The sequence below is a fragment of the Gillisia xinjiangensis genome (assembly GCF_046298265.1).
GTDB lineage: Bacteria > Bacteroidota > Bacteroidia > Flavobacteriales > Flavobacteriaceae > Gillisia > Gillisia xinjiangensis.
Map to the genome: position 1 here is coordinate 67,889 of NZ_JBKAHK010000002.1, position 18,395 is coordinate 86,283.

Annotated in this window: 16 protein-coding genes and 1 tRNA gene; 8 read left to right on the forward strand and 9 right to left on the reverse strand. The window is 38.9% G+C overall.

Going from position 1 to position 18,395, the window contains the following annotated elements; translation table 11 throughout:
- Window positions 1–124: 124 nt before the first annotated feature.
- Both ACKGJN_RS01330 and ACKGJN_RS01335 read left to right on the forward strand, forming a co-directional pair.
- Entirely contained in the window at window positions 125–1,456 is a 1,332-nt protein-coding gene (locus ACKGJN_RS01330) for a hydroxymethylglutaryl-CoA reductase, degradative (RefSeq protein WP_409537614.1), read from the forward strand.
- Window positions 1,457–1,508: 52 nt separating this feature from the next.
- Window positions 1,509–2,438: a GYDIA family GHMP kinase gene (locus ACKGJN_RS01335; RefSeq protein WP_409537615.1), complete on the forward strand. Its 930-nt coding sequence runs from the start codon at window positions 1,509–1,511 to the stop codon at window positions 2,436–2,438.
- A gap of 375 nt (window positions 2,439–2,813) precedes the next feature.
- On the opposite strand, the gene ACKGJN_RS01340 is transcribed toward ACKGJN_RS01335, so the two are convergent.
- The 6 genes from ACKGJN_RS01340 to ACKGJN_RS01365 all read right to left on the reverse strand — a co-directional run bounded on the left by ACKGJN_RS01340 (window position 2,814) and on the right by ACKGJN_RS01365 (window position 10,448).
- Entirely contained in the window at window positions 2,814–4,934 is a 2,121-nt protein-coding gene (locus tag ACKGJN_RS01340) for a peptidylprolyl isomerase (RefSeq protein WP_409537616.1), read from the reverse strand.
- 96 nt (window positions 4,935–5,030) lie between these two features.
- Window positions 5,031–6,320 (reverse strand): hemolysin family protein, encoded by a 1,290-nt coding sequence (locus tag ACKGJN_RS01345; RefSeq protein WP_409537617.1) that lies wholly within the window; start codon window positions 6,318–6,320, stop codon window positions 5,031–5,033.
- Between the two features lie 194 nt (window positions 6,321–6,514).
- A complete protein-coding gene (gene lptC / locus ACKGJN_RS01350) occupies window positions 6,515–7,081 on the reverse strand; it encodes an LPS export ABC transporter periplasmic protein LptC (protein ID WP_409537618.1) in 567 nt (188 codons plus the stop codon).
- 4 nt (window positions 7,082–7,085) lie between these two features.
- A complete protein-coding gene (locus ACKGJN_RS01355) occupies window positions 7,086–8,453 on the reverse strand; it encodes a tetratricopeptide repeat protein (protein ID WP_409537619.1) in 1,368 nt (455 codons plus the stop codon).
- Window positions 8,454–8,472: 19 nt separating this feature from the next.
- Window positions 8,473–9,720 (reverse strand): hypothetical protein, encoded by a 1,248-nt coding sequence (locus ACKGJN_RS01360; protein ID WP_409537620.1) that lies wholly within the window; start codon window positions 9,718–9,720, stop codon window positions 8,473–8,475.
- Entirely contained in the window at window positions 9,717–10,448 is a 732-nt protein-coding gene (locus tag ACKGJN_RS01365; protein ID WP_409537621.1) for a type III pantothenate kinase, read from the reverse strand. The genes ACKGJN_RS01360 and ACKGJN_RS01365 overlap by 4 nt, the downstream gene beginning before the upstream one ends.
- Window positions 10,449–10,567: 119 nt before the next feature.
- Between ACKGJN_RS01365 and ACKGJN_RS01370 the strand changes: the two genes are divergently transcribed.
- Window positions 10,568–10,640: transfer RNA gene (locus ACKGJN_RS01370), tRNA-Phe, on the forward strand.
- Between the two features lie 107 nt (window positions 10,641–10,747).
- Window positions 10,748–11,029: a GIY-YIG nuclease family protein gene (locus tag ACKGJN_RS01375; RefSeq protein ID WP_409537622.1), complete on the forward strand. Its 282-nt coding sequence runs from the start codon at window positions 10,748–10,750 to the stop codon at window positions 11,027–11,029.
- Between the two features lie 114 nt (window positions 11,030–11,143).
- Here the strand turns inward: ACKGJN_RS01375 and ACKGJN_RS01380 are convergent, their stop codons facing one another.
- From ACKGJN_RS01380 to ACKGJN_RS01390, 3 genes are all read right to left on the reverse strand, one after another.
- Entirely contained in the window at window positions 11,144–11,527 is a 384-nt protein-coding gene (locus tag ACKGJN_RS01380) for a response regulator (RefSeq protein WP_409537623.1), read from the reverse strand.
- Entirely contained in the window at window positions 11,524–13,497 is a 1,974-nt protein-coding gene (locus ACKGJN_RS01385; RefSeq protein WP_409537624.1) for a sensor histidine kinase, read from the reverse strand. Before ACKGJN_RS01385 ends, ACKGJN_RS01380 begins: the two co-directional genes overlap by 4 nt.
- A gap of 206 nt (window positions 13,498–13,703) precedes the next feature.
- Entirely contained in the window at window positions 13,704–14,723 is a 1,020-nt protein-coding gene (locus ACKGJN_RS01390) for a helix-turn-helix domain-containing protein (protein ID WP_409537625.1), read from the reverse strand.
- 1,040 nt (window positions 14,724–15,763) lie between these two features.
- On the opposite strand from ACKGJN_RS01390, the gene ACKGJN_RS01395 reads away from it, so the two are divergent.
- The 4 genes from ACKGJN_RS01395 to ACKGJN_RS01410 all read left to right on the forward strand — a co-directional run bounded on the left by ACKGJN_RS01395 (window position 15,764) and on the right by ACKGJN_RS01410 (window position 18,393).
- The gene (locus ACKGJN_RS01395; RefSeq protein ID WP_409537626.1) at window positions 15,764–16,099 is read left to right on the forward strand and encodes an arsenosugar biosynthesis-associated peroxidase-like protein; all 336 of its coding nucleotides are present in this window, start codon (window positions 15,764–15,766) and stop codon (window positions 16,097–16,099) included.
- An 88-nt stretch (window positions 16,100–16,187) separates the two neighbouring features.
- Window positions 16,188–17,246 carry an arsenosugar biosynthesis radical SAM (seleno)protein ArsS gene (gene arsS / locus ACKGJN_RS01400; protein ID WP_409537627.1) on the forward strand — a complete coding sequence of 353 codons (1,059 nt, stop codon included), beginning with the start codon at window positions 16,188–16,190 and terminating at the stop codon, window positions 17,244–17,246.
- 10 nt (window positions 17,247–17,256) lie between these two features.
- Window positions 17,257–17,757, forward strand: coding sequence for a rhodanese-like domain-containing protein (locus tag ACKGJN_RS01405; RefSeq protein WP_409537628.1), 501 nt, complete (start codon window positions 17,257–17,259; stop codon window positions 17,755–17,757).
- Between the two features lie 21 nt (window positions 17,758–17,778).
- Window positions 17,779–18,393, forward strand: a complete 615-nt coding sequence (locus tag ACKGJN_RS01410; RefSeq protein WP_409537629.1) for a TIGR04282 family arsenosugar biosynthesis glycosyltransferase — start codon at window positions 17,779–17,781, stop codon at window positions 18,391–18,393.
- The last annotated feature ends 2 nt before the right edge of the window (window positions 18,394–18,395 follow it).

The following is an 18,395-nucleotide window of genomic DNA, read 5'->3' on the forward strand; positions in this document are numbered from 1 at the left end:
TTGTTAAATACTAATAATTCGTTAAACACAAATAGCAGAAATTATTATGCAATACTCTTTGTGAAAGATAAAGCTTTCGCGAATCAACCCAGTAATTGTATCTTTGAAATCCAAATTTTTTATAATGATCGACCCCATAAGCGGTTTTTCCAAATTGACCAAGGCACAAAAAATCACCTGGTTATCTAAAACATATCTCAACAATTCCAGGGAATCGGAGAACGTTCTGCGCCAATATTGGAACGAAAACCTACAACTTCAAACCCTTCACGATGAGTTTACCGAAAATACCCTGAGCAACTTTTATTTGCCCTTTGGAATCGCTCCCAATTTCTTAATTAACGGAAACTTGTACGCCATTCCCATGGCTATCGAGGAAAGTTCTGTAATTGCTGCGGCAAGTAAGGCGGCCAAATACTGGTTTACCCGCGGCGGTTTTAAGGTAGAAGTATTGAATACCACCAAGGTAGGTCAGGTGCATTTTAAATATAAAGGAGATTTTGAAAAGCTGGAACGCTTTTTTGAGTTTTGTAAACCAGAATTGCTGAAAGCTGTTAGCGGGATTACAAAAAATATGGAAAAACGCGGCGGAGGTGTTCTTGATATTGAACTTCGAAATAAAACAGACCTTATGGAAAACTATTTCCAGCTGCACTGTAAGTTCGAAACCAAGGATTCCATGGGCGCTAATTTTATAAACTCCTGTTTAGAAAAATTTGCCGAAACACTTCGCTCAGAAGCCAGTTCCTATCCTGAATTTACTACGGAAGAAAAAAACCTGGAAGTAATTATGAGTATTCTCTCCAATTATGTCCCCGAATGTATCGTAAGGGCTGAAGTTTCCTGCCCGGTTCATGAACTTGCCGATGTGAAATATGAAGATGCTACAGGTTTTGCCGAAAAGTTCCTTACTGCTATAAAAATAGCGGAGGTGGAACCTTACCGGGCTGTTACACATAATAAAGGAATTATGAACGGAATTGATGCAGTTGTACTGGCCACCGGAAATGATTTTAGGGCGGTAGAAGCCGGGGTGCACGCCTATGCCTCCAAAGATGGAACATACAGCAGCTTAACACAGGCCAGCGTAGATAATGGAATTTTCAAATTCTGGATGGAAATCCCATTGGCTTTGGGAACCGTTGGCGGTTTAACCAACCTGCATCCCCTTGTAAAAGTGGCCCTGGAAATTTTGCAACAACCTTCTGCAAAAAATTTAATGGAGGTTGTTGCAGTAGCAGGCCTTGCACAAAATTTTGCCGCCATCAGGTCGCTTGTAACCACCGGAATCCAGCAGGGTCATATGAAAATGCATCTTATGAATATTTTGAATCAACAAAATGCCAGTAAAGAGGAAAAAGATGAACTTCTGGATTACTTCAGGCACCATACGGTTACCCATAGCAGTGTGGCAGATAAATTAGAACACATGCGGGGTTCGAATTCTGTAAAATAATCAGCTTTAAAACCGCTGATTAAATAAAAAACATGATAAAAAAAGTACTTTGATGAAATTCCATAGCAACGGCAAACTTTTAATCACAGGAGAATATGCAGTACTGGATGGAGCTTTGGCCCTGGCCGTCCCTGCAAGATTTGGACAAAGCCTGGAAATCCAACCCAGGCAAGATGCCGTGATCGTATGGAAAAGTCTGGACAATAAAAACCAAGTTTGGTTTGAAACAGAATTTCAAATAAGTGAGATCAAAGATGCAGGCAATATAAATTTAGGCAAATCGGAAAATGAACAAAAGAACATTTCTGAGAGGCTCAAACACATCTTCCAGCAGGCACATTTATTAAATCCCGGGATATTTGCAGAAAATCGCGGATTTACGATGACCTCCAGACTTGAATTTCCACGGGAATGGGGATTAGGAAGCTCTTCAACACTCATCAATAACATTGCGCAATTTTTCCGGATAGACGCCTATGCGCTGCTTAAAACCACCTTTGGAGGCAGCGGATATGATATTGCCGCCGCACAAAATGATCATCCAATAACCTATCAGTTAACCAAAACTAAAAGAAGTGTGCTATCGGTAGATTTCAACCCGGATTTTATGGACAAATTGTTTTTTGTTCATCTTAACCGGAAACAGAACAGCAGGGATTCCATTAAGCACTATAAACAACAACCAGGGAAATTCCTGGAAGAAAACATCGCAAAGATCAATGCTTTAACCCAGAGCTTTATTTATTGCGAAACGCTTGAAGAGTTTAAATTACTCATGACCATTCACGAAACACTGATCTCAAAACTCATAAATACTCCAAAGATCAAATCGGAGTTATTTCCGGATTTTCCGGGAGCCATAAAAAGTTTGGGCGGCTGGGGCGGAGACTTCATCCTCGCAACAGGAGGAAAGACTGAAAAAGGCTATTTTAAGGAAAAGGGATACCAAACCCTGCTTTCCTATACTGAAATGGTTATATAATTTTTGGCTAAAAAGGCTGCCGGGATTTATTCTCCTAATCTCCTTCCAATTTAATACTAATCAGCAATATCCGGTAAAGAGACAAGATCGTTCCGCCTTCGCGAAACTGCAAGAACCAAGAAAAAAGACTTGATTTTAATTAACTGACAAACATTTAGTTATGATTTCTATTTTTTCAGAACACTTTAATTATCGATAAATTGAAAAATTCAGAAAAATAAGGTTTGTTTATTAAAAATCCCATTGGAATGCCCAATGAATATGCGCTTTCAGCTTTCACAAAAATGTTTACCGGACAAAATGAATTTTAATAAAAAACACCCCGCAGTTTTGAAACTGCGGGGTGTTTACTTTTATTTCACGAACTGAGGTCTACTAGTAAAACTTAGCTCTGTTATCCTCAATTTTAGCGCTTCCCTTAAGAGCTTCAAAAACTCTTGTAGTTACTTCCTGTCTTCTCACTGCAGTTTCCTGATTTGCAAAACTCCTGTAAGATTCCATTGCAGGAGCCTTATTGATTGCAACCAATTCCACTACATAAACACCTTTTTCACCGGTAATTGGTTTACTAACCTCTCCTGGCTCCAATGAAAATACAGTACCCACTACTTCCGGCTCACTCCCGGCGCCTGCAAGGGTTGGGTTTTTAAGGTTAACCGCACTGGCATTTTGTACACTGGCATTCTGATTTTTGGCAATTTCAGCAAGATTGGATCCGCTTATCTTTTCTTTGATAAGCGCTGCCTTCTTTTCTTTAAGCAAAATAGGCGTTACCACCGCAGATGCATTTTCAGCTGTCATTACACCTTCTTTCTTTACTGCAGTAACCTGGGCAAGTACATAGCCCCCTGGGATTTCAAACCTGTTGATATCGCCGGATTTTACGCCATCTTCGAAAGCCCATTGAACGATCCTTCTTTGTGGTCCCAAGCCGGGGATATTTTCTTCCAGCGGCTTTATATCCTTTACCGTTTTTACTTCAAGATTCTCGGTTTTTGCAACATCTGCAAAACCTTTATCCTTTGCAGCCATTTCAAAAGAAGTAACCTGGGTATACAAATCGTTTAAAGACTGTTCTGAAGGTTCAATTTCACGGGCGATCGTAGCAATTTTTACTGCACGCTCCTCGTCGGTTTTTTCTCCTATGGATATCACGTGAAATCCAAAGTCGGTTTCTACCACCCCAATTGCACCTGGATTATTTTCAAAAACGAAATCATTAAATCCGCCTATCATTTGTCCCGGTCCAAAATAACCAAGATCCCCGCCTGTTTCTTTGGTAGCGGCATCATCTGAATACTGAGCTGTCAAAGCTTCAAATTTTGCTTTATCCTTTCTTACAACACCGGCAAGACTATCTGCAAGTGCTTTTGCTGCATCTTTGGTTCTGGTAGTTCCACCGGCAGTAGGCAAACCCTCCCAGGCGATCATAATGTGACTTGCTTTAGCAGAATCTGCCATTTGGCGGGCTTCTACAAGCTTGCTCACTTTCCAGTAACCAGCTTCTTTATAAGGACCATAAAGTTCTCCTTTTTCCAAATTGAAGATCTGATCGGCAAAATCACTGTTTAACTGCTCTCTGAAAATGAAACGGTCCTGATATGGAATATCTGAATTTTGATTTACAAAAGCTGCTATATCAGTAGCGTTTTTAAAACCTGAAATGGTATCATTGGCATTGGTTTCAGCATTAAACTGAACCCTGCTGGTTAATACTTCCTCTACAGCTTGTTTTGCTTCAGCTTCATCTTCAGTTGAAGCCGTTTCAGGAAAAAATACAAATTGAATATCCCTTGATTTCTCTACTTTAAATCTTTTTGAATGTGATTTTATGTAATCACGAATCTCATCTTTAGAAACGCTTACTTCAGAATCCGGAATGGATGTATAAGGAACTTGTACAAATTTCAGGTCTATATTATCATTTGCAAATCTATAGGCCTGTTCTCCTTCCAAAGAAGTTGCTCCTACACCGGCACGAATCATATTATAATAAATATTTTCGCGGGCGCTTTCAGCGATATTATCTTCGTATGCCACCCATTGCTGATAAGCCTGTGGGGAGGTAGCCTTTAAATTGGCAACATATTCCTGCAACCGGTTATCATCGACTAAACCGGCTTCATTGGTGAAGTTAGGATTGCCAGCGAGTTGACTTCTCAAGAGTTGTTTTACCTGGGCTTCCCCTACATTTATTCCTAGCTTTTCAAATTCTTCCTTTAAAATCACTTCCCGCAATTTAAATTCCCAAACCTGGTTTACTACCTGTGAAGTAGTGGCATTAGGTCCCATATTGCGTTGCATGGCTTCCACCTGTCTTGCGAAATCTTCCCTGCTTATCTCCTCTCCATTTACTTCAGCAATCACATTTTGTGATTTTTGTGAACTCATTCCTCCATTACGAATAACATCGGCAAGGACAAAAGCGAACAATGCCAATGCGATAATTATGATTAGGAAAACAGAACGTTGTCTTATTTTATTTAATACTGCCATGTGTAGTTGTTATTTATCTTGTATAGTGGGCGAAAATAGTGTTTTTAACCAAACTATAAAACTTAAAATTTGCAAAATATTAACTCATTGAGAGAATTAGTCCTTGGCTCTTACTTCCAGCTCCACCAATTCAATTTTTGTATTGGAAACTTCAAGAATTCTGATAAGGAAATTTTCGATCTTTACCTCTTCCAACTGTTGTGGAATTTCCTCGGTATGATTGGTTATAAAACCTCCCAGGGTTTCATAATTTTCTCCTTCCGGGATATCCAGTTTATAGACTTCATTTAAATAATCCACTTCCAGCCTGGCAGAAAACTTAAAATGATCCTCTCCAAGTTTTTCTTCTATAAGGATTACAGCATCGTGTTCATCTTCAATTTCGCCAAAGAGTTCTTCCACAATATCTTCAACGGTAATCATTCCGCTGGTGCCTCCGTATTCATCGATCACTACCGCAATACTTTTACCCTTTTTAATAAGAATATTGAGCACATCCTTCACCCACATGGTTTCGGGAACAAAAACCACAGGCAACAAAATAGATTTCAGGGTTTCCGGTTTCTTGAAAAGTTCAAAGGAGTGAATATATCCTATAATATCGTCTATACTTTCATTATAGATCAGGATTTTGGAAAGCCCGGTATCTGTAAAAGTCTGGACCAAGTCGCGGGGTGCAACATCGTGATTTACCCCTACAATTTCGGTTCGTGGGATCATTACTTCCCTGGCTTTTATTTCTGAAAACTCCAGCGCATTCTGAAAGATCTGGATTTCAGAATCCACATCGTCATCAGATTCTACTGTTTCCATTTGTTCGCTTATAAAATTTCCCAGTTCCACCTTGCTGAAAGCGAGCTGCACTTCATCCCCTTCAGTTTTAAAAAACCGTTTTAAGATAAAATCGGAAATCCAAATCACAAAAGCGGAAATAAAACTGAACAGCAAATAAAAGAAGTATGCGGGAACTGCAAAAAATTTCAGAAGAGAGTTCGCATAGATCTGAAAAAACACCTTCGGAAGAAATTCTGCGGTAAAAAGGATGACAAGGGTAGAGATCACCGTTTGGGTAAACAAACTAAAATCCACTATAAAAAAATTAGCCAATCCGCTTTCAACCGGTTGAAAACCATAGAGCCAATTCATTATCAAATCTCCCATAAAAAAGCCGTAAACCACCAGGGCGATATTATTCCCCACCAGCATGGTAGCGATAAATTTGGAAGGTTTTTTTGTGAGTCGTTTTAAAACTGTAGATAAAAATCCGGATTGTCTTTTTTCTATTTCAATAAAGATCTTATTGGAGGAAATATAGGCGATCTCCATCCCAGAAAAAAAGGCCGAAAAAATTAAAGCGAGTACAATGATAAGAATTTCTGCTTCCATGTTGTATTAGCGGTTCCGTTCTTCCAGTTTTTTCCGGAACCTTCTCTTGAAGAAAAACATAAAGATCGCGACCCCCACAAAGATGAGGAAAAGATACGCTCTGTTTCGCTCCAGGTTCCAGATCCTAACGGATTCAAAAAGGAAAAAAGCGGCTATAAACAGATACGCGAACTCAAAGTATTTAAAAAATTTTGTCATTTCTTTTTCTCTTCAATTACCTGTATTCCCACGTTTGTGCGGGAACGAAAATTAGTGAAATTTAAGTCGGAATCAAAGCCCTCCCCTTTATTTAGCGCTCCGTTTGCGAAACGTATCGTGTTCTCTTTATCGGTAAAAACCCATCCCTGGCTTTGATCCCAGTAAAGCTGACTTGCTTCCAGCCTTGTGCTGTCACTTGTAACCAGAATAACATCTCCCCGCAGGTCTATAAGCCCGGTGGCATCATAAATAATGGCATAATTGGCTGCCACCGTATTTTTATTTTGTTCTTCATCAAAAAATTCTACCAGCACGCCATCCGGAAATTCCCGGTAAGGAAATTTAAGGTTGGTATAATCCAGCATTTTATCGCTTTTCAAGGTTGCCACAACCCTTCCGGAATCTGTATATTTCAAATTCAGGTTTTTACCAATTGCCTGAGGGTTTTCTCCCGAAAGTTCCATGGCTCTCACCCTGTCCAGATTGCCCTCACATGAAAAAAGCATTGTCACAGCGCTAGCTATGACAATGCCTGAAATTATTTTTTGATATGTTAAAATCATAGTATTACAATGCCGGAACTTTTACGCTCTCTCCAATCCAACAAGAAATTCTTATTGTTTGTCCTTGTTTTCCTTCCTGAAAAACATCTGCTTTTTGAGGCGCTCTTCCTTTATATGCAGCAACAGATTCATTTGCTATTCTGCTTAGCGAAGGATCAACACGTCCTGCTCTTGCAGCATAATCTGCAGCCAACCAGTAAACTGCTCTTTTCTCGAAAGTGGTTTCCCCACAATTGTTGGCACTCTGTGCATACATACTTGCAATTTGTAAGTAAGCCCTACCGGCAGATGGTTGTGCCGCTAAAGCATTTCTGTAAAAACTTCTGGCCTGGCTAAAGTTACCCTGCTTTTTGTAGTTCTCGGCTATCTTCATATAAACCCTTGACTTATCGGAAGCATTGGTTTCAAGATTAGCAGATTCGTTATAATATTTCATCGCCTGAGAAGATTTTCCTTCAGCCTCAGCAAGTTGCCCTAAATAAAGTGCAGATTTTGCAGAAGGTTCGGCTCTGTGTAAAGCTTCAGATAATTTAAAGAAGATAGGATCCTCGGTACAATCTTTCTGAGACAATCTTTCAGAAGCGATCTTTAACCATTTAACATCGGTTTTCTTTTCTTCAAAATCTTTATTGTATAAAGGAATCAGGTTATCACAATCTGCTCTTTGCCCTAATTTACCATTTACACTACTTTTTACGGTGCTGTAAGCATTAAGATTGATCTCTGCATTATCAACCAACTGCTTTTCTTTACCTGTTAAGTCGGTTCCGGCTTCTTGCTTTTCCAATAATGGTGCAAGCATTTCAGCAAGTTTATTTTCTTCTGACTCAATTTTACCGATTACTTCTTCATAAAGTTCGAAAACATCCTGAAGGGATTTTTTTCCTTGGTCCTGAAGATCTACAAGTAATGAAAAGTATGCATAGATACGCTTTGGACTTGTAAAGCTTTCCGGACTTTCTTTAAAAGCTTCATCAAATGCGTTAAACTGAGTTTCCTTGGTTCCAATTCCATTTTCATATTTCAACCAGGCAACATCTCCTTTTACTTCAGCAGCGTTGGTTTTATCTGGAAAATGCTTAAGACGCTCATTCATCAATTGGATCATCTCTTCTAATAAAGCCTCTTTTTGAGCTCCCTGTGCATTTGCCATTTTATGACTGATCGCACGATCCAGGTACTGAAAAGTTGCAAGGCTGTAGGTAGGACATTTTTCCTTTACCTCCATTAAAGCAGGATATGCCTGTTCGTAGCGTTGGGCTTTGGCATCATCGTAAGCCAGTGCCGCTTTTGTAGCACAATCTGCCTGAGCGAAAAGTGCACCGGTAGCGAACAGTAAACCTGAAAAGGCAATGATAATTTTCGTTTTCATTTTTTTATTTTTATAGTGGTTAATCAAATCTTCGTTGCACGAACCATTTATCGTTTAAGGACAAACTTATAGATAATTTAAAAAAGTTCTCTTTAATTAAACCGGAATTTGTTGTACCGCGCTGACCATAATCAAGCCCAAGGTTTACATTCGAGAAATTCGTTCCTGCTGGTAGTCCTAAACCAAAAGATATGCCAAACTCATCTATACCTTCATTATTGACGTATAAACCGGTTTCTTCAAACCTTGCTCCTGCCCGGTAAACCACACGGTTAAAATAACCTGAGAGCGAATTGTAAACAGGAATATAATACCCTCCAACCTTAAATTTCGACGCGTCCCGGTATTGGGAATTTTGTGAGCTTGTTCCCGAATTAAAATTAAAAGCACTGGCCTGCAAACTTGTGTATTCTGCACCCATAAACCATTTGTTGGGCCTTCCCAAACCTGCTCCAATTGTAAATTGTGCGGGAAGGGTAAGATCTTCGTCGGCAAAATTTACATTCACATCCGGGGGGATTACCTGTTCCCTGCCATCTGTAGCAAATGTTATTGTAGATACATTTCTCATTCTATTCGCGGTGATATTCATTTCCGGTGCATAGGTGGCGGCGGAATATAATCTAAGGTTATTCCCAAGATCACGTTGATAATCCACTCCAAAATTGAAATTAAATCCACTAAGATCTGTTCGGTTAATGATCCTGCTCCCCAGAGGAATGCCTTCCTGGAATATTACCGTTTTATTTTGAAAGTTTCCGAAGTTGTAATTCGCATCTACCCCTATGCTCAAATCATTTGTAATGGCATACCCGGCGGTTAAAAAAACCTTGTTTAATCCACCTCTGCCAGTAAGTTTGCTTAAGGTTTGATCGGTTCTATTTTCAGTTTGATAGCCTACACTTGAATACGGAATAAGACCCAATCCAAAATTCAATTTTCCCGTTGGAATCCCTATTGCGAGATAATCCAGGGAAGTGTTGTTGGTGTTTTCTGAAAGATTATCATTTTTCAGGGTTGTTCGTTGCTGACTTCCACCAACCGCGAAGGTGGTTAACTTCAATCTCCCGTATGCAGCTGGATTTCTTAGATTGAGATGTATACTGTCAGAAAATAACTGCAATCCTCCCATCGACTGGTTTTCTACCGTTCCTTTAAATTTTGTTAAACCTATCCCATAATAAGAATATGGAGAAGAGGTTCCTTCCTGCGCAGCCGAAAACACGGTAGATAATAAGGCTACGATTATTATAAATCGTTTAATCATTGAGATTTGTTAAATTCTAATATGTAATTCAATCCTTCGAGGAGGAAACTTGAGTTGGCAAATATGCTATTTTTAAATCGTTTACACAAAAATTGAGCATCCCCACCTGTGAAAATTATTGTTAAATCTTTATATAAGGCCTCATATTGCGCGATGACCCCCTCAATTTCAGCCGTCAAGCCAAAGATCACTCCAGATTGTATGCAGGTTTTTGTGGAATCTCCCACCAGTTTCACTTCATCTTCAGGTTCCAATAACGGTAAATTTTCTGTAAACGTGTGCAAAGCCCGGAAACGCATTTGTAAACCCGGGGAAATCGCCCCTCCAAAATAAGCCTCCTTGTCATTTTTGAAATCGTAGGTTACACAAGTCCCGGCATCTATTACCAGCACATTTTTGCCGGAAAACTTTTTACAGGCAGCAGAGACCAATGCGATCCTGTCATTTCCCAAAGTAGTTGGGGTAGCATATAAATTATTAAAAAGTTGTGGCAGCTGTTGATCCAAAATAAACAATTGATACTGCTTTTTAAGTCTTTCTATCCAGCCGGAAGGTGTTTTTGAGACCGAAGAAAGCATCGCAAAGCTTATTTCAGGGAATTTTTGACTGAGCTCTTCCAAATTTTTTAAAAAATCCTGCCTCAGGCTAATTTTCTTTTTCAGCAATATATCTTCCTGAAATACAGCCATTTTAACAAGCGAATTTCCAATATCAACAACCAGGTTCATAGCTTTATTTTAAAAAAACGAAGATACAAAAGCAATTTTTCAATTTTTCCTTTGTGGGTTAATAAAAATGAAATTATATTTGCACCCGCTTGAAAGGCATATCGCTAATTAAAGCAACTGGTGCCTTAGCTCAGTTGGTAGAGCAAAGGACTGAAAATCCTTGTGTCCCTGGTTCGATTCCTGGAGGCACCACTTAAAAACCCGAGACGAAAGTCTTGGGTTTTTTGGTTTATATTTATATTCTTCCCGACTAAAATTTTAATTATTTTTCTTAGTTACGAGCTTTTAATAATTATTAGATGCATTTTCTTTATATCATACATAGCCCAACCACTGAAAAATTTTATATCGGTGAGACAAATGATTTTCCAGCAAGACTGCATCTTCATAATAGCCATAAAAACATAAAAGCCTTCACAAAGGTTGCCTCAGACTGGAAACCAAAACTAATTTTCAACTGCAAAACAAGAGAAGAAGCTATTTACCTGGAGCGTTTCATTAAAAGAATGAAAAGCAGAAAATTTTTTTTAAAGATTGTCGAAAATTCCAGTATTCTTGAAGGTATTTTAAGTAAAAAATAGTCCCAGGTTCCCCCGAAGCTTCGGGGCTGGAGGCACCACTTAAAAACCCGAGACGAAAGTCTTGGGTTTTTTGGTTTTATAGAATTTCTGTTAACCCTGTAATACTGCAAAAATTTACAATTTACCCCCTATTTCCCTGAGTTTCCCAACGGTTAAAGGCTTGCTTATAAATCCTGAAATCTCGGGCAGGGCCAGGGCTTTGTCCCTGTCTGAAAACGCGATGGAGGAGGTTACCATATAAATGGTGGTTTCCCTGCCTAGGTTAGGACGATATTTTTTGAGGTTGCTCAGGAATTCCCAGCCATCCATCCCGGGCATATTGATGTCCAGCAGGATCAAATGGGGAAATGGGATTGCAAGATCCTTAAGATCTTCCAGGGCCGTGTAGCCATTTTCATAACAATGTACCTTTTCAAAATTTCCGGCCTTGAAAATGATCTTTTTTATAATGATCTGGTAGATCTTGTCATCATCTATTACACAAATATTTTTCATCATTTAAAATACACTTTAATGTTAGTGCCCTCTCCCGGTTCACTTTCCACCGCTATGCTTCCATCCATGGCATCAATTTGATTCTTGGTAATAAAGAGGCCAACCCCTCTAGCGTTGGGTTTGTTTGAAAATGTTTTATACAACCCGAATAATTTATCCCGGTTCTTTTTCAGGTCTATGCCTATCCCGTTATCTTTTACCTCCAGCATCCACTTTTCCCCAACCTTTATCCCGGCGATATGAATTTCGGGAATACGGTTTGGGCTGCTGTACCTTAGCGAATTGGTTACCAGGTTTAACAAAACACTTTCCATATAGCCTGCATTGAATTTTACCTGCATAGCTTCGGGCACATCGGTGTAAATTTTTGCCTGCTTTTCCGCGATTTCAACCTTGAGCATTCCCAGAGTGCCATCCAGGTAATCTTTCAGTTTTAAATATTGCACGTTAAGTTCCAAATTAGATTGAATAGAAACCACTTCATTTAGATCGGACAAGGTCTGGTTAAGCGCCGCCGAAACTTTTTCCAGCATGCTTATGTAATTTTCCCTTTCTTCGGAATCATCGCAGTCCTCATAAAGGCCCAGGATAGAATCGATATTGCTGGAATGGGAGCGCAAATTGTGTGATACTATATAGGAAAAGTTAAGCAGCCGTTTATTTTGCTCCATAACCGTTTCATAGGAATCTTTTAAATGGGTTTCGGCCATCTTCTTATCGTGAATATCTTCGATAAGGGCGATATGGGTGGTGGGCGATTCCCCTTCACTCCATAAAGGTGAAACTGTTAAATTTACCCACACCAGATCCCCATTCTTCTTTTTTATCCTTTTTTGCATACTAAACTCCCGAATTTTGCCTTTTCGGAGTTGCTTCATTTTATCGATATGCTCCTGAAGATCATCCGGATGCGTAACATCCATTACATTGAGTTCTGCTATTTCTGCAGGGGTATATCCTAAAAGTTCCTGAAATCGAAAATTGGTTTCAAGGATTCTCCCTTTAACCGAATTCACCCGTGCCATCCCTATTGCAGCCTGGTTGAATATGGTACGGAATTTTATTTCACTAAGAATGAGCTCTCCTGCCTGCAATTGAACCAAGGCCTGTAATTTCGCAGGTTGTTTCAATAAATTATAAATGATCCATCCAAGCCAGGCAGAAAGCAGCAGAGCTAAAATGGCCACAGGCAGCATTAAAAATAAAACAGCGGAGGTATTCCTGGGCGCTATATAGAATTTCCAGTCACCATCCGGCAGCACCACCGCTTTTGAGAAGGACCTGTCCATATCCAATTTTTCCGGAAGAAAAAAGACCTCCTCCCCGGAAGCTTCATCTAATTTGGAAAACTGAAACAGAAATTTGTCCTCAGCCATTTCTCTAATCCCAGCCTGCTCCAGGAGATTATCCAGTTTTATGATCACTGCGGAAAATCCCCAGAATTCATTTTTAATAAAAACCGGCAATCTCCCCACCACAGCCATTCCTCCCTGTTTGAGTTCGAGGGGTCCTGCAAAGTACATTTTACGGGAGTCAATCGTCTTGCGTGCTGCTTTGCTATGAATACTATCTTTAAGAATATTGAAAAACATGGCCTCCTTGTTTCTCTCCATCGGATAGATATGGGTAATCACTCCGTTTGGCACCAGTTGGACCGCATCAATAGTTGGATTTCGTTCCACCAGCTGAAGGGCAAATTCCTCAAAGTTAGTAATGGTGCCGTTATTATCTATAAGCAGCGCCAGGGATAAAACCACCGAATAACTGTTTTGTAGGGATTGTTCGATATTATTCTCAACAAGACCAAGAATGTTGGACATTTCCTGCCGCTCCCCTTCATTTAAAATTTGATAGCGTTGCCAAAGCAGTAAAAAACTCAGAAGGAGGAAAAAAAGAAAGGAGATAAAACCAGCCACAGCGGGTTTCCCAATAATTCTCCGAATAATATTAAAACTGCTTTTTTTTTGCTTCATGAAAATCTGGAAAAATTTCTAAAGTTAAAAAAACTATTTGCTTTTAATGAGGTGAAAATTACAATTGTATTGTAGGTATATGGACTACAAATCCAGATTATACAGCTGGTATAGCTTCGGGATCAGAATAAATTTGTACTTCAAGGATTTATTGAGAATTGATGACCGAAAAGGAATTAAGAAAAAACAGCACTACCCTGGTCTTTCTAATCTTCAAGGCTTCTTGTTTTCAAAAAATACTTCGGATTAACCCCGTATTTCTCCTTGAATATCTTGGAAAAATAACTTCGGTTATTTAGTCCTATGGCTAAAACGATCTCTGAAATATTTTTTTCAGAAGCCATCAGCATTTCCTTGGCCGCCTCCAGTTTTTTATGCTGAATGTATTTGTTCACCGTAAGATCATACACATATTTAAAACCTTCCTGGAGCTTGTTTACATTGGTACCTGCCTCTTTTGCCAAACTTTCCACAGTTAGATTTGTTCCCAGATCCCCCTGAATTCTTTTGGCGACATAATCCACTTTTTGAATGTCTGATTTACGTAAAATTTTAGGCAATTTTTCCTGGGTTTCGTCATCCTGGTATTGCGCGATCTGGATAACCAGCATTTGATAGGATTTCCCTTCCAGGTAAACCGATCTCAGGAAACCGGTAAATTCTTTGGTGTTGATATCGTCCATAATATCTGCCGCTTTCAAACTATAATTCCCCTGGTAGAAAAATTGTTTCCTGGATACTTCATCCTTAAACAATTCCTGCAAGGTTGGATCCAGATCCTTGAAATTATAATTGGTGCGGTGCGAAAAGGAAGACCTTACTATTTCCAGACTGGAAACATGTGTTTGAACATTTGCACTAAAACGCAGCACATGTCCGTTATAACCACTGCTGGAAACTATTATATTTTGAAAAGGATCTATGGGATGCAAAATCTCATCCTCCAGAAAGTAATGAGTTACCGTTCCTTCTGAACAAAAAATGAATTTAAGCGGATGCACCGTGTTTAAAGAAAAATGGATCTCCACATCTTCTTTAAACCTGCAAAAATAAGAGATAATGCCTATTCCGGAGTCGAAGCTTGAACCTCTAATAAAACCCTCCCCAAATTCTTCAGGGATACTAATTGAAAGTTCTCCGCCTTCGTCCCTAACAGGGGTGTCGAGTTTTTCTGATATATCCTGAATAATATCTTTAACGGGCAAGGTTTTTACATCAATTCGCATAGAAATAAATTTCTTAGTTCAAACAAACAGTATTGCTTTCAATTATAATATTTTCCAAAATTACACTCTCTTTTGTCATAATTAAATTTTTAACAGGATTTAAATCACAATATAAAGAAACAAAATGCGCAGAAGGCATCTTTATTTTTGAACTATTATAATTCCCTTGGATTTTGAAACAGGTCCAGATTTTTTTAATAAGCGTAAGATAAATTTGAATAGCGGCAAACCAAATGGATTAATATTTAGTTATTTGCCATTCGGAATTTAGGCGGGATTGTGTCTCAATTTGGAGATCAATAACCTCTTTGCAAGCTCATTAAGTTTGTGAAAACAGGAACCTCCTAAATCTTAATGAAGGCATCGGGGAATTCAATCTACCGATGGGATTAAAAGTATTAGTCATGGAAATTTTATTTATCGCATTGGGACTGGAGATCATTCTGGTTGTTTTTCTTGGAATCTTTTTTTTCCGAAAACTTAACAAGATCCGCAAAAACCGAAAATTTTAATTCCAATTTCCCGGCAACCGCTTTCACCTAAATACCTGTTTTTGTTTTTTTAAATGATCTTTTTTAATTTCTTAATTTTACTACCAGGATATTAAAATTGAATTTTGAGCAAAGAAAAGCGACAAATCGTCTCCGGTTCCAACTCCACATGAGAAAGAACATCGCAGAAATCAAACTACAGAAACAAAAAGGTAAAGGCTAAAATTTAATCTTTTTGTTATAATCGTCATTATACTGGTTGCCCTGGTTCTTATTAAATTTTATGCAGGTTTGCTGTAAGCTTAAATAATCCCACCCATGAAAATGCCTTTTTAAAACTTTTGGCCATAGTTCTCCTGTGTACAATTTTTCCAACACCTCTTATGGCACAAAAATAAGCCGCCCAAGGTGTATTATTTGTAATTTAATACCAACCTGCTTTTAATAACTTTCTATTATTTTACCTTTAGCCTCATTTTAAAATCAAAACCTCCTTTACAACGTAAGTTTTGTCAAGGTGAACCGATTAACCATAATTAAAACCTTACTATGTCTAAACCATATTATGACCCTGCCGATCTTAGAAAATTTGGAAATATCACCGAATGGAGTGAAGAACTTGGAACTAAATTTTTTGATTATTACGGAAAAGTATTTGAAGAAGGAGCGCTAAGTGCCCGCGAAAAATCCCTGATAGCTTTAGCCGTTTCCCATGTGGTGCAGTGTCCTTATTGTATAGATGCCTATACCAAAGATGGATTACAACGCGGGATTGACAAGGAAGAGATGATGGAGGCAGTGCATGTAGGTGCAGCCATAAAAAGTGGCGCAACCCTGGTACATGGGGTTCAAATGATGAATAAATATGAAAAGCTATCGATGTAAGCAGCTGCCAAAAGATGTGAAGCAAAAAAAACAGCAGTCGCTTAGCGGTATTCATACCCGGATACCCAATAAAATTTGAATAAAAAATATGGCATTATTAAAATCTTTGGCAGCGAGGAAAGATGATCTTTCCAAACCTGCCAACCAACTTAAATTTTTAAGCAATGGGATATTTAAGGAAGGCGGACTTCCTTTTTTCAAAGACAAGATCGCCCAAACCGGGAACTTTCCGTTAAAACCCAAAAAGCTTGAGATCCTTCAGTTAAATCTTGGTTATATGTGCAACCAGGTTTGTTCGCATTGCCATGTAGATGCCGGCCCGGACAGGAAGGAGATCATGACAATGGAAACCATGCAGCAATGCCTGGAAGTGATCAAAAATACCGGTGCCCATACCCTGGATCTTACAGGAGGAGCTCCGGAGATGAACCCTAATTTCAGATGGTTTGTGGAAGAAGCTTCCAATGCCGGAATAAAAGATTTTATCGTTCGTTCCAACCTCACCATTATTTTAGCCAATAAAAAATACCACGATCTTCCCCATTTTTTTAAAAAACACAATGTTCATGTCGCCTCTTCCCTGCCCTATTACAAACGGGAAAAAACCGATAAACAGCGTGGAACAGGCGTTTTTGATAAATCCATAAAGGCACTACAAATGCTGAATGATGTAGGCTATGCCCAGGAAGGTACAGGTCTAAAACTGGATTTGGTGTACAACCCCGCAGGCGCGTTTTTGCCAACGAATCAGGCAGAGTTGGAACAGGATTTTAAAGTTGCTTTAAAAGAGGATTTCAATATTGATTTTAATAAGCTTTTTGCTATTACAAATTTGCCCATTAGCAGGTTTCTGGAATATTTGATCGCTTCTGAAAATTATGAGGATTATATGTATTCTCTTGTAGAGGCTTACAATCCTGCCGCGGTGGAAAATGTGATGTGCACCAATACCATTTCCATAAGCTGGGATGGGTGGTTGTATGATTGCGATTTTAACCAGATGCTGGGATTAAAAGTGGATAGCAAAGTGCAACATATTAGCCAATACAATGAGGACCTTGTAAACAACCGGAATATTATTATCTCACAACATTGTTACGGTTGTACCGCAGGCGCAGGAAGCAGCTGCCAGGGAACAGTAGCTTAATAAAAGCATCGTGAAAAAGAGCATTTTATTCATATTTGTATTCCTGCTTGCATTTTCCGCAACGGGCCAGAATTCCCTGGATCAATTGCTTTCCAGATACAACACTCACAGCATTCCCTATATTTCTGTTGAAGAATTAAAAATGCTTCAGCAATACAGGAATCTGGTGCTTCTGGATGCCAGGGAACCGGAAGAATTCCAGGTAAGCCATATCAGAGATGCTGTTTTTTCAGGGTTTTCCGGTTTTTCTGCGGAAGAGATCTCCCGATCGATTCAAGACAAATCTGACTTAATCGTAGTATATTGTTCCCTCGGAATTCGTTCCGAAAAAATTTCAGAAAAACTCAAAGCAGAAGGCTATTCGAATGTCCGGAATTTATACGGCGGAATTTTCGAATGGAAAAATAAAGGTTTTGCAGTCTTTGATTCTGAAGGAAAGGAAACCGATAAAGTTCATGCCTATTCCAAAAGCTGGTCTAAATGGCTCACAAATGGAGAGAGAATTTATTAAAACTCAACTAAAAATAAAAATATGGAAACTAAAACCAAAGACTTGCTTATAATATTTACCAAAAATCCTGAAACAGGCAAGGTAAAAACCAGGCTTGCAAAAGATGTAGGAGATGAGGCAGCACTGGAGATTTATAAATTTTTACTAAAACATACCATTTCGGTAACCAAAGATCTGGATGTTCAAAAAGAAGTATGGTTTTCTGAAGGAATTGAGGAGGACCAGCTTTGGGACTCTTCGGTATATTCTAAAAAACTTCAAAAAGGAAAAGATCTTGGTGCCAGGATGCAATATGCATTTGAAGAAGGTTTTGAGAACGGATTCCGGAATATAATTATAATTGGCAGCGACATGTACGACCTGGAAACCAGCGACCTCGAAAATGCCTTCATTCTTCTGAAGAACAAGGAATATGTTATTGGGCCGGCAGCCGATGGAGGCTATTATTTACTGGGAATGCGCACTTTAGAACCAAATATCTTTCAGAATAAAGAATGGGGAACCTCAACTGTACTCCACGAAACCTTAAATGACCTGAAAGGAAAAAATATCGCTTTAACCGATTTGCGCAATGATGTTGATCTTTTTACAGACATTAAAGATCACGAAGATTTTCAGAAATTTCTCAAAAAATAAAA

Excerpts from the sequence above, each read along its gene's own strand:
- ACKGJN_RS01330 (WP_409537614.1), top strand. The coding sequence starts at position 125 with ATGATCGACCCCATAAGCGGTTTTTCCAAATTGACCAAGGCACAAAAA.
- ACKGJN_RS01335 (WP_409537615.1), top strand. The coding sequence starts at position 1,509 with ATGAAATTCCATAGCAACGGCAAACTTTTAATCACAGGAGAATATGCA.
- ACKGJN_RS01340 (WP_409537616.1), bottom strand. The coding sequence starts at position 4,934 with ATGGCAGTATTAAATAAAATAAGACAACGTTCTGTTTTCCTAATCATA.
- ACKGJN_RS01345 (WP_409537617.1), bottom strand. The coding sequence starts at position 6,320 with ATGGAAGCAGAAATTCTTATCATTGTACTCGCTTTAATTTTTTCGGCC.
- lptC (WP_409537618.1), bottom strand. The coding sequence starts at position 7,081 with ATGATTTTAACATATCAAAAAATAATTTCAGGCATTGTCATAGCTAGC.
- ACKGJN_RS01355 (WP_409537619.1), bottom strand. The coding sequence starts at position 8,453 with ATGAAAACGAAAATTATCATTGCCTTTTCAGGTTTACTGTTCGCTACC.
- ACKGJN_RS01360 (WP_409537620.1), bottom strand. The coding sequence starts at position 9,720 with ATGATTAAACGATTTATAATAATCGTAGCCTTATTATCTACCGTGTTT.
- ACKGJN_RS01365 (WP_409537621.1), bottom strand. The coding sequence starts at position 10,448 with ATGAACCTGGTTGTTGATATTGGAAATTCGCTTGTTAAAATGGCTGTA.
- ACKGJN_RS01375 (WP_409537622.1), top strand. The coding sequence starts at position 10,748 with ATGCATTTTCTTTATATCATACATAGCCCAACCACTGAAAAATTTTAT.
- ACKGJN_RS01380 (WP_409537623.1), bottom strand. The coding sequence starts at position 11,527 with ATGATGAAAAATATTTGTGTAATAGATGATGACAAGATCTACCAGATC.
- ACKGJN_RS01385 (WP_409537624.1), bottom strand. The coding sequence starts at position 13,497 with ATGAAGCAAAAAAAAAGCAGTTTTAATATTATTCGGAGAATTATTGGG.
- ACKGJN_RS01390 (WP_409537625.1), bottom strand. The coding sequence starts at position 14,723 with ATGCGAATTGATGTAAAAACCTTGCCCGTTAAAGATATTATTCAGGAT.
- ACKGJN_RS01395 (WP_409537626.1), top strand. The coding sequence starts at position 15,764 with ATGTCTAAACCATATTATGACCCTGCCGATCTTAGAAAATTTGGAAAT.
- arsS (WP_409537627.1), top strand. The coding sequence starts at position 16,188 with ATGGCATTATTAAAATCTTTGGCAGCGAGGAAAGATGATCTTTCCAAA.
- ACKGJN_RS01410 (WP_409537629.1), top strand. The coding sequence starts at position 17,779 with ATGGAAACTAAAACCAAAGACTTGCTTATAATATTTACCAAAAATCCT.